Raw genomic sequence first — 12,042 nt, forward strand, 5'->3', positions numbered from 1 at the left:
GAAAGGGTAAGATGAGAACCTGGAGGAACCAGTCTCGATCGACAAAGATCCAAAAAGCTTATCCGCCTTGGGTGGCTTTGATAATAAGGATCTTGTCGTTTTCAGAGACTTGGTAATGGTCCCATTCGGATTTGGGAATCACTTGGTCATTGACTGCCAAGGCCATCCCACGGGTGGCATCAATCTGTTGTTGTTGGAGCATTCCTGACAATGACAAATTCCCCTCTGTAAGCTCAAAAGGCTCACCGTTAAGGATAAAATTCATAAGAATTTAATTTTTTGTGATAAAAAAACTTCAGGAATGAAGATAATCGCTCGGAAGGACGCTTCACTTTTCCCTTCGCCCGCATTACCGGGATCAGGTTCAGAGGGTATGTCTCAGCCCCGATAGATTATCGGAACACCCCTAAAGTCTTGTACGTGGTTACAAAGGTAACATGATGTGGGAATTTCAAAAGCTATTGGTAAAATTTCTTTCTTTTAGGCTATTTTCATGGACTAAGCCCTAAATTATATTCCAGGGAAAAATTTTCAGGCCACAAATCAGGGTTTCTAGCCGCATGTCATGACGGAACCAGCTCCTACTATAAAGCCGCCGAAAATGGTGCCAATAACAGATTATTTTTCGGTAGTATTCTCCTTTAAAATATGCTCCAATACCCGTTTATCCCCATCAATGTGCGCTGGAATGGGAAGTTGGAGTAAGGTGCAGAGCAGCGGGTAAACATGGATGTTCTCGAAGGAATTAACGGTCAATCCTGACTTGATGGAGGGACCATTGGCATAAAAAATGGCATGCATGTCCTTCCACTTCGGATCAAATCCGTGCTCGCCAAAGGTTTTGGTATCATACATTGCCCCTCGATTTTGGTATTTGATGAATCCCGACGTAGCCACAAGGTAATGTTCAGGATCCGGAATAAGCAATAGATCCCCAACCCTTGACGGGTACTCAATGGACGATCCATAATGGCCCTTGGTCAGTGGATCTACGACAGTAAAGTGATCTTCTAACTCTCGAAGGGATCGTTTGAGCCTTTTCTTGTCCTTTGGGTCCTGCAAATGCAAATGGGCCAAAGCTCCATTATTGTAATATTCCAATGGAAAAGGTGCCAAGAGCTTTTCTATATCGATCAGCCGGTCTTTGGTCACATTGGCCATTCCGTGATCGGAAACAATGATGATATTTACAGGAAGCCCCGTTTTTTTTACACCTTCAAACAACGTTCCCAATTCACGATCCAACTTTAGCAGGGCCTCTTCTAACTTCTCGTCGTTATCAGGACCATATTTATGTCCTGTATCGTCCATGTCAGAAAAATACAAGGTAATCATCTTTGGCCGCTCCGCTTCAGGAAGTTCTAACCATTTCAGGACCTGATCTATCCGTTCTGCATTGGGAACGGTGCCGTCATAGTCATAGTAATAACTTGGACGAATCCCCTGAATGGCAGCTTCAGAGCCGACAAAGAAATAACTGGCTGATGTGAGGCCATTTTTTTCTGCCTGGACCCAAATGGGAGTACCGCCATACCAACTTCCATCCTGTACGACCGAGCGATCACTGATGCGGTACATTTTATCTTTCTCAGGACTAAAAAAAGTATTGTCCACCAATCCATGATTACCAGGTCTCATACCCGTAGCGATGGTGTAGTGATTAGGAAAGGTTTTGGTTGGAAAGGAAGGAATCATCGAGGTGGCAGCTGTTCCTTCCGAAATGAACGCTTCTATATGTGGTGGATGAAACCGCTCGGTATAATCATGACGATAGCCATCCAAGGAGATTAATAGCACGTAAGATGCCGGTTGCCCTTGACCAAATCCTTCGAAAATGGTTAACATCGATAAGACCGTGACGAAAAATAACCTCATGCGCAGTAATATTGTTTTAAAGCTCAAAAATAATCCAATCCATAGGATTTTAGATCAATTTAGCGTTAAATTATCCAGTATTGGAGCTTTTAGTTGATGGATGGTGCCTACGTTTATCGTAAAGTATGTGTTAAATATAAGGTGTTTTGGGGCTAGCATTATGTATGATATACACTCGAAAGCTTGCCCCAAAGTGGCGGCACATCCATAGTCATGGGTGAAACCGATGGTAAATTTGCCCATCCAACATTTCTGTTTTAGTCGCATTTCCCGGATCAAGCAGAAAAGATGGGGAACACCTATTTCGATGGGTAAATATGTTCTTCGCCACCTTTGGTTGCTATTTGGCCACGCATGAACCCTGATAAACTCAGATAGGATGCTTAAGGCGTTGCAGATCCGTGGTATGGTGTATGTTGTAACCCGAAAGTTAGCCTCAAAAGGGGCGGCACATTCATAGTCATGGGTGAAGCCCATGGTAAATTTGCCCATCCAACATTTTTGTTTTAGCCGCATTTCCCGGATCAAGCAGAAAAGATGGGGAACACCTATTTCGATGGGTAAATATGTTCTTCGCCACCTTTGGTTGCTATTTGGCCACGCATGAACCCTGATAAACTCAGATAGGATGCTTAGGGCGTTGCAGATCCGTGGTATGGTGTATGTTGTAACCCGAAAGTTAGCCTCAAAAGGGGCGGCACATTCATAGCCATGGGTGAAGCCCATGGTAAATTAACCCATTCAACGTTTTCCGTTTTAGCCGCATTGATCGGCCTATTCCCAACGACTTCCCGCTAAAACCCATTCGTGCGTATAGAGGAAAACCATCACTAAACGGTGTGAAATTTTCTTTCACAAGAACATGTCAAAATTTATCTCCTCAGAAATATTGCTGGATTCCTTTTCTGCTTGATCCCAAATCCATCTATTCTTAACATTAAAAAAGGGTTGCTAATGTACACCAGCAACCCTTTTATCTAAGAGAAATATTTCTTTATAAATATTATTGTTCTAACCAGTCTGGTCCAAGAAGCTCTTGCAGTTTTTGATCATATTCTGCAGCTTTTTCTTCATTTTTTAGACGTGTATGGATAGAATGAAGAATTCTCAAAATTTCTGTATTGTCGGGCTTAAGCTCTACCGCTTTTTCAAACAAAGGAATTGCTTTTTCATAAAGGCTGTCAGCTTCTGCTAACATGTCTTCAGATTTGGCTTCCCACTCCTCATCTGGAAGGTCATTTACCTCATTGATGATTCCTCTTGCTTGATCGATGTAAACCGCACCAGCATAATAATTTCCTTCAAAGAAATCCGGATCAATTTCTACTGTTTTCAAGTACTCTTCCAATGCACCGTCAAGATCACCAGATTGCTCTTTAAGGTAACCATATCGCAAGCGGATGGGCGCATTGTTTGGATCTTGGTCAAGGGATTGCTTGATGGAAGCCATGGCCTCATCCATTTTTTCCAGTTGAAGCAGTAGCTGAATTTCGAATTCAGAAAGCCCTTTGTCGTTAGGGTATTCTTCACGTGCTTGTTTTACCAATCTATAAGCCTCTTCTTGATCATCTTCCTGCTGATTGGCAATTTGGATCAGGAAATAGTAAGCGTTGAGCTTGTTGTACTCTGGTACATCAAGCAACATCGTTAGGTATTTTTTTGCTGCATCGTAATCTTCTGCCATGTTAGCTGTATAACCAGCATTGAACACAATAGATGTATCTTTCGGATCAATGTCCGCTGCGATGGCAAAGAACTTAGATGCCAACGCATTGTCATCCGTTTCATATCTGCTAATGGCTTTGTCTACTGAAGCAGTTTTCAATTTGAAGATGCCTTCTCCTTGAAGGTTCTCAGGAAGACCCGGAACTACTTCTTTGTAAATTTCCTTGCCAATCTTACTGGTGGAATCATTTCCATCCATGTCCAATGATTTTCTAAAGGCATCAAGGGCATTTCTTCCTTTATCCACTGTAGCCTCAGTATTAGAGGAATCGGCTGCAAATTGGATGGTAAGGATCTTACCTTTGATTAAGAATGTTTCCGGATCGGCTCCTGTTTCAGGGTCTTGTGTTGCCGTTTCGATGTCGGTAAGTGCTTCTGAGATATTACCTTTTCTCAGGTTCTTTTCAGCTGATTTAACAACCTTTTTCTGGCCAAAGGCTACTGTTGAAGCCACACCGACCAAAGCCAATGATAAAATTAATTTCTTCATTTTTGTCTAATTATTCCTCTTTTGGTTTTTCGCTATCGTTTGATTCGTTTTGATTTTCATCTGCATTGTCCTGAATTTCTTCAATCTCCTCTTCCACCTGCTCTACTTTGGCAACGGAAGAAATTTCATCGTTTTCATTCAGTTTGATAAGCCGTACTCCTTGTGTGGCGCGGCCCATAATTCGCAGTCCTGATACCGGGGTTCGGATGATTATACCTGATTTGTTGATGATCATCAAGTCGTCTGAATCGATGACTGACTTAATGGCCACAAGACTACCTGTCTTGTCCGTTACGTTCATCGCCTTCACGCCCTTACCACCTCTATTGGTGATGCGGTATTCTTCTACTGCACTGCGTTTTCCGTATCCTTTCTCTGAAACGACCAATAACGTGGCTTCCTCTCTATTAACACAAACCATGCCAACAACCTCATCTTTATCATCGCTTAAAGTGATGGCTTTTACTCCTGTTGCAGTCCTTCCCATTGGCCTCACGGCCGATTCATGGAAATGAATTGCCCTGCCGGATTTAGCTGCTATGAGGATATGGGAATCACCATGGGTAAATTCCACATTCAGTAATTGATCGTCTTCGCGGATATTGAGGGCAATGATGCCATTTGAACGCGGTCTTGAGTATTGCTCGAGCGTGGTCTTCTTGATCACCCCGTTTTTGGTTACCATTACCAAGAAATTGTTCTGAATATAATCCTCATCATTGAGATCAGTTACTTGGATAATGGAACGGATCTTATCGTCACTTTCTATATTGATCAGGTTCTGGATCGGGCGTCCCTTGGAAGTCTTGCTGCCTTCTGGGATAGCATAAGTCTTCAACCAGAATAATTTACCCTTATCGGTAAAGATCAATAGGTAATTATGTGTAGACGCGGAGAATAAATATTCGGTGTAATCATCGTCCTTTGTACTGACTCCTCTGGATCCTACTCCTCCTCTACCTTGTGTCCGGTACTCTTTAAGGGCGGTCCTTTTGACATATCCTTGATGAGAAACCGTGATGATCACTTCCTCATTAGGAATCATATCTTCATAGCTGAAATCTTCGGCGTTATGCTCAATGGTCGTTCTTCGCTCATCGTTATAACGTTCCTTGATCTCAGACAACTCCGTTTTGATGATTTCCATCCTACGTTCCTTTTTCTCAAGGATATCTTTCAGGTCCTCAATTAAGAGCATCAACTCTTCGTATTCCTTTTGGATCTTCTCACGCTCCATTCCAGTCAAACGCTGGAGACGCATATCCAAAATTGCACGCGCCTGAATCTCGGTCAGCTCAAATTTCTCCATCAATCCGGTACGCGCCGTTTCAGGATCCCTGGAGTTCCGGATCAAGCTAATGACCTCATCCAAATTGTCCAGGGCTATAAGGTACCCTTGTAAGATATGGGCACGCTTTTCTGCTTCCCTAAGTTCATATTCTGTCCTTCTGGTCACGACCTCATGACGGTGATTCACATAATGGACAATCAGTTCCTTCAGGTTAAGGGTGTAGGGACGGCCTTTTACCAGCGCTACATTGTTTATACTGAAGGATGTTTGTAATTGGGTCTGTTTATAGAGGTTGTTCAGGACCACATTGGCAATGGCATCCCGCTTAAGTTCATAAACAATCCGCATTCCACGACGGTCAGATTCATCCCTAATGGCAGAAATTCCTTCCAGCTTTTTCTCTTGGATCAATTGAGCGGTCTTCTCAATCATGTTGGCTTTATTGACCAAATAAGGGATTTCATTGATGATGATCATCTCCTTGCCCGTATCCTTGGTTTCAATCGTAGCCTTTCCGCGCATCACTACTCGCCCACGACCCGTTTCATAAGCGGACTTTACTCCATTATAACCGTAGATAATCCCGCCTGTTGGAAAATCCGGAGCAATCACATGCTTCATCAATTCCTCAACGGTAATATCATTGTTTTCTATATAGGCAATGGTCCCGTCAATGACTTCTCCAAGCTGATGGGGAGCCATATTGGTGGCCATACCTACTGCAATACCTGAAGCACCATTTAACAATAATGCAGGGATTTTTGCAGGCAGCACGACCGGCTCCTTGAGGGAATCGTCAAAGTTTAACTGGAAGTCAACCGTCTCTTTGTTGATATCGGTCAATAATTCCTCGGCTATTCGCTTTAGCCTCGCTTCGGTATAACGCATGGCGGCGGCGTTGTCACCATCAATGGATCCAAAGTTTCCTTGAGGATCCACCAAAGGATACCGCAATGACCAATCTTGTGCCATCCTTACCATGGTCTCGTAAACGGCACTATCCCCATGCGGGTGATACTTACCGAGTACTTCCCCTACGATCCTTGCTGATTTTTTATAGGGTTTGTTATGAAGTACTCCGAGTTCCTGCATTCCAAAAAGAATTCTGCGGTGAACCGGCTTCATCCCATCTCGTACATCTGGAAGTGCTCTGGAAACAATAACGGACATCGAATAATCGATGTAGGCACCACGCATTTCTTCCTCGATGTTAATCGGTATTATGTTCTCGTTTTCTCCTTCGGCCATATGTTGAATTTCTCAATATAAGGTTGCAAGATAATAAAAAGAATAAGGTTTTAAAATACTATTTTCGCTTTCAAAAGGGTTTTATCCTTGCTTTTTAATACCATTGCCCTACCTTCCGGTTTTGCATGTGCCAGATAGAACTTCCGCGGTATTCTACGCCATTGTGTAAGTGTTTCATTTTCACCCCACATCCCGGAATTTTACACCTTTTTGTCCCGGGAAGGCGTAGGGCAACGCCCAGATTTATGGTGAACAAACTTTGCTCAATCATTTGACTTTCTTCTAGGCCCGGCAATTGGTAATTAAACTTTCTGAAAGACGCATTTGGCTTTAGAAAAATCTTGGTGTATTCCGAAAACTCCCGCTCGATCCGGAGCCCAATCGCATAATACGGTTCTGTCGCGGTCAAGGCATCATCGTAGGACTCTTGTACTTTTATGGAACCGTATTCTCCTTCAAGGGTAAACCGCCAAGGGTAACGCTGCTCCATTCGCAGTTTTTGTTCCGCTTGCATATAATGGTTATTGCTACTGTATTTTCGGTATTTCCACTTTAAAAAGGCCTGCCTCCTGTTTGCATCATAGAGTACCAGGCCCAGGGTACCGTACATTTTATCAAATACATAACGATCATTGGAAAAGTTGAATTGATGGGAAGAGCTTTCCAAGGCAGCCATATTCCCCATTTCCCTTCCATATCCCCCTCCTATGGAGAACAAGCCGAATAGATCAATTCTAACACCCGCATCAAAAGGAACCGCACTGCTGTTGGATTCAAAAGCAGTGGTTTCTCCGGCCACAATGTCTTGTGCGTTGGGGTCGCCGCCTAAAGGAACAATGGGATAATTGGCGGGCATGCCACTGGTAAAATCCATGCTGTTTTGGTGCAAGCCATATCCTACGCTCAGCTCCAGGGAGATTTTGCTGAGGATGCCACGGGTGATATTTCCAACGCCACTTTCACTCCTTCGGGTTTTGTCTGGCCTTGCCTTGGTGTCAATGCCAAATATATCTTCTTCTTGTGCATGCGCAAATGTACTTGAAACAAAAACCATTAAAGCTATTGAAAATGAGTGCTTTAAGATATAATATAACACAGTGTGTTTACGATCGTTACGGGGAAGTATAATGTTGGTCATGGGTAACTGGGGATCTACGTAGTTTCTTGATAGTTGGTACCTAAATTTAAATAATTCAACTTACATCTTCACGGCTGTGGCCAATATTTTGAGAAAAGGGCGTTTGAAATATCATTGTATTTTTGGAAACGGGTTCATCATGCATCTTAAAAGGACCACCAAGGACTGATTTACACCCAGCAGCATTCCTCAAGCCTTGGCAGAGCGCCCGCTTCATAGCCAGAGGCAAGTCATAAAAACCATGGACAAAAGGGAAGAACACAGAATTTTCATACCCGAAGTATCCTGTTTGTGTTTATCAGTGTTCATCCGTAGCCAAATAAAATGGATAGCCATCAAAAAAGGCTAGCCTCATCTTTTCTGCCTGATCCCATTTTTAATTTTTCGTAGCTTTACCTTTCAGCAAACTGGCAGTCGCTATCATTTCCGCTTGTGCTGGATGAGCCAGGCACTATAAAAAAAGCTCTCCAAAACAGGAGAGCTTTAAGTACCTTAATAGGGTTTATGTTATTCGCCGTCTTCCTCTTCTTCAGGAGCTCTGGCACTAGCTTTTTCTGCAATCAATTCATCCACTTTAGCTTTCACTTCGGGATCAGTTTTCATAGCAGCATTTACTTTATTATACGTAGCAGCTCCCAGCACTTCGTCGTTTTTGATCAATTCGATCATTCTTTCTTTGATCACATCAGAAAGGGAATTCTTGGTGTTCAAGATCTCTTCGTACTCGGCCTTCTCTTCATCCGTAATGTTGATCTCAGCAAGTTTGGCATCATCGCCCCAAGCTTCCTTGATCTCGTTGTATCTAGCTACATCAAATACCTCATTATCTTTGATCATGCTTTCCAAGTCCGCTTGCTTTACTTCCATAAAGTGATTCACAGAATCCTTCATGCTTGCAAACTTTTCAATCTCCTCATCGGTAACCGGTTCAGCTTCACTGTTTTCTTGCTGAGCTTGTGCAGCTACACTCATAAAACACATCATTAACAATGCCCATCCAAATAAACGCTTCATCTTTTTTAATCTTTTTAGTGAATATTCTTAAAATAAACTAAATTCCAATAAAAGGCATTAGCATTAATTAAGCAAGAAAATTTCATTAAAAAACCTTAAATTTTTCACTTAAAACAACTTCTATTGGAAAAAAAACAGGTCTTAACTACCTGATTGTTTTAGAGTTCTTTTAACTTGGCGATGGTGGCCTTAGGGTCTTCCGCATTGAACACAAAACTTCCCGCCACGAGGATGTCCGCACCGGCATCGATCAACTTATAGGCATTTTCCATGTTGACACCACCATCGATTTCTATTTTGGCCGAGGAACCGGAAGCGGTAATGATCGCCTTTAAATTCCGAACTTTCTCGTAGGTATGCTCTATGAATTCTTGTCCTCCAAAACCTGGATTTACGGACATGATGATCACCGTATCCAATTCACGAATGATGTCCCTGAGAAGTTCTACATTGGTGTGGGGATTAATGGCTACTCCGGCCTTACAATCCAGCTCATGAATGGCTTGGACAGTTCTATGCAGGTGCTGGCAGGCTTCCAGGTGTACAGTAATCGTCTCGGCTCCTGCTGCTTTAAAAGCTTTTAAATATTGGTCGGGATTTACGATCATAAGGTGGACGTCAAGTGGCTTTTGGGCATGCTTCTTAATGGCGTCCACCACGGGAAAACCAAATGAAATATTGGGCACAAAAACACCATCCATAATATCCACATGAATGAGGTCGGCTGTGGAATCGTTGATCAGTTCTATTTCTGACTGAAGGTTCGCAAAGTCAGCAGCCAGCACCGATGGGGCAATAAGGGTATCCATAGTAACTATTGGGTTTAGCTCAAACAAAATGAAGCATAAAGAAACTAAAAAAAATGCAGAATCGGGACTACTTGCCTAACCTTTTCAAAATCACCTCCAGTCCTTTACTGGATGATTATTTTATGGCGTTCGATGTTAAGTCCTTCCATCAACTGCACAATATAGAACCCGCTGTTTATCTTGGAAATTTCTACTTCGTAGGGAACATCATTGGAAACCCTCTCGAGTTTATCTTGGTTGATCACCTGGCCATTTTTATTGATCAACGTAAACTCACAGGCCTCTTCACTTCCAAACTGAATGAAAAGCTCCTTACCATCGGTTGGGTTGGGATAGATTTTGGTATTCGCTACTTCTGGCCTAGCGACTACGTCCAGGATTTCGCCATAATAGGCCAATTCGAAATCAGGAATGCCATATCCCAATTGACTATCCGGATCCTTAAACTGACTGCCGCTTTGGAGAATATAATGGATAAGTTGGTCTTTGGTCCACTCTGGTCGTCCTTGCCATAATCCAGCAGCCAATGCCGTTATCTGTGGCGCAGAAAATGATGTACCGCTTGCGGTAGAGGTTGCGTTGGGGCTTTGCCAAAGCCGCACTTGTCTGCCCAGCGCGACCACATCCGGCTTGATCCGTCCATCTGCTGTAGGACCTACAGAGCTGAAACTGGCTTTGGTAAGGTCTTTCGATACCGCTCCTACCGATAGAATGCCCGCTGCATCGGCTGGAGCGGAGATGGTGGTGGCCGAACCGCTTCCTTCATTCCCCGCACTGTTGACTACTAAGATCCCCCTGTCACTTGCCATGACGGCTCCTTGGGTAATAATGGCCGTCTTTCCATCCAGGTCGGATTTGGAATAGTTCATGGACGATTCATTGAAGGTCACATATCCAAGGGAACTACTGATAATATCTACTCCCAGACTGTCAGCAAATTCCGCTGCACGAACCCAATTATATTCTTCTATACGGTATTCAGATGCTACGTCCTCTGTGATACATAAAACATAGTTGGCATCATAAGCCCCTGCCACTAGGGTACTGGGATCGTTTGAAGCAATCAATGATAACGCAGCGGTACCATGGGTTTCCGAGCGGAAAACACCTGCCGACCAAGGCATTACAAAATCACGGGTGGCAATAATCTGATTATTATCAAAGAGGTGCTTCATGCCCGCTATTTTATCCGCATTCAAAAAGCCACCATCAAAAACAGCAATGGTCACCCCTTTTCCAGTGAGTTGCTCCGCATGCATATCGGGAATCCCAATCAGGTTATTCTGAAAAGCATAGTCTTCTTCATCCTTGGTTTTGGATAGCAAACGAATGCTGATGGGTTGGCTCAAAATATTAGATCTTTGCTCACTGTCATCTGTATAAAATCCCTTCGCTATCAATTCTATCCCATCTTCCTCGATAAAAGGGAGCTTTTTGATAGCGGCTATTTGCTCATCGGTCGCCACCACAATGGAGGCATTCATCCATTTACTGTTGTATTGGACATTGATAACGATATCCTTGACGGCATCGATGTACTTTTGGGAAACGGGAAGGTCTGTGCTGTCCACCACCACCTCGTGATGTTCACGCCTAGTGATGGCTTTTTGACTAAGAAATGCACTTGGTGCATCCAATTGATATGTTTCCTGCGGTTTATATTTATAATGTACCGCATACCTGTCCTGCCCTTTTACCGCGGCTGCAGAAAGGATGATAAGGCCGGCAGCAGCGATAAATTTCCTAATATTGTCCATTATTGATCAGTTTCAAATGAGATAAACGACCATTTTCAATTATTTGTTCACCCAAGCAATCATTTCTAGAGCAATAGGACAATTTTTCTATAAATTGCTCTACCAGCCCCACTCCTTTTGCGTAAACTTCATAGCGATTGTCCCGTATAGTAATCTGGTCGTCTTCTTGTTCTTGCAATACTTTTACAGCTGCTTGATAGGTATTGCCATGTACCTCATAAGCCGTCAGGGATTCAAGGGAATAGATGTCTTCTATTTGGGAGTTATATACATTGCCATCCCAGGAGTTCTGGGGATCTGGAGGAAATACAAAAGAGACAATTGTAAGGTTTTGGCTGGACCTTAACAGGGCTCCTTTTTTCACCTGCAAGGTATAAACGGAATGGTTTTGCCAGTTGGATTGGTCCTGGGATTTTTCTCTTACCACGCGATAAATAAGCAAACCTTCCTCCCCAATATAGCTGTCGGTGATCATGTCACGATAGTAAAAAGTCGACGACTCCTGATCTCCTTCGCCATAATATACGGTTTCGTCCACTGCATAGATCCAGAAACGGGAGACCTCCAAAGGCATGTAATCATACCCTAAATCTGCAGGGGCTGTACCATCTGTTTGGCACCCGGTGATCAGGAATAAAAGGAAGTAAAGTAGAAATTTCCGCATTCAGTTCTTTTTCGCCACGATGCAAAAATAC

9 protein-coding genes and 1 riboswitch are annotated in these 12,042 nt (G+C 43.2%); all 9 genes read right to left on the reverse strand.

Going from position 1 to position 12,042, the window contains the following annotated elements:
• Window positions 1-58: 58 nt before the first annotated feature.
• Window positions 59-265, reverse strand: a complete 207-nt coding sequence (gene thiS, locus ECHVI_RS17365; RefSeq protein ID WP_015267329.1) for a sulfur carrier protein ThiS — start codon at window positions 263-265, stop codon at window positions 59-61.
• 53 nt (window positions 266-318) lie between these two features.
• Window positions 319-418: riboswitch (TPP riboswitch) on the reverse strand.
• A gap of 200 nt (window positions 419-618) precedes the next feature.
• On the reverse strand, window positions 619-1,875 hold the full coding sequence (locus tag ECHVI_RS17370; RefSeq protein ID WP_015267330.1) for an alkaline phosphatase family protein: 1,257 nt from the start codon (window positions 1,873-1,875) through the stop codon (window positions 619-621).
• 1,003 nt (window positions 1,876-2,878) lie between these two features.
• Window positions 2,879-4,090 carry a tetratricopeptide repeat protein gene (locus tag ECHVI_RS17380; protein WP_015267332.1) on the reverse strand — a complete coding sequence of 404 codons (1,212 nt, stop codon included), beginning with the start codon at window positions 4,088-4,090 and terminating at the stop codon, window positions 2,879-2,881.
• A 10-nt stretch (window positions 4,091-4,100) separates the two neighbouring features.
• Window positions 4,101-6,629, reverse strand: a complete 2,529-nt coding sequence (gene gyrA / locus ECHVI_RS17385) for a DNA gyrase subunit A (protein ID WP_015267333.1) — start codon at window positions 6,627-6,629, stop codon at window positions 4,101-4,103.
• Window positions 6,630-6,723: 94 nt separating this feature from the next.
• On the reverse strand, window positions 6,724-7,683 hold the full coding sequence (locus tag ECHVI_RS17390; protein WP_015267334.1) for a hypothetical protein: 960 nt from the start codon (window positions 7,681-7,683) through the stop codon (window positions 6,724-6,726).
• 591 nt (window positions 7,684-8,274) lie between these two features.
• On the reverse strand, window positions 8,275-8,781 hold the full coding sequence (locus ECHVI_RS17395; protein ID WP_015267335.1) for a hypothetical protein: 507 nt from the start codon (window positions 8,779-8,781) through the stop codon (window positions 8,275-8,277).
• Window positions 8,782-8,939: 158 nt separating this feature from the next.
• On the reverse strand, window positions 8,940-9,590 hold the full coding sequence (gene rpe, locus ECHVI_RS17400) for a ribulose-phosphate 3-epimerase (protein ID WP_015267336.1): 651 nt from the start codon (window positions 9,588-9,590) through the stop codon (window positions 8,940-8,942).
• Window positions 9,591-9,694: 104 nt separating this feature from the next.
• Window positions 9,695-11,347 (reverse strand): S8 family serine peptidase, encoded by a 1,653-nt coding sequence (locus ECHVI_RS17405; protein ID WP_015267337.1) that lies wholly within the window; start codon window positions 11,345-11,347, stop codon window positions 9,695-9,697.
• Window positions 11,334-12,011: a hypothetical protein gene (locus ECHVI_RS17410; protein WP_015267338.1), complete on the reverse strand. Its 678-nt coding sequence runs from the start codon at window positions 12,009-12,011 to the stop codon at window positions 11,334-11,336. Before ECHVI_RS17410 ends, ECHVI_RS17405 begins: the two co-directional genes overlap by 14 nt.
• Window positions 12,012-12,042 lie beyond the last annotated feature (31 nt).

It is taken from the genome of Echinicola vietnamensis DSM 17526, from assembly GCF_000325705.1.
In the GTDB taxonomy this organism is placed as follows: Bacteria; Bacteroidota; Bacteroidia; order Cytophagales; family Cyclobacteriaceae; genus Echinicola; species Echinicola vietnamensis.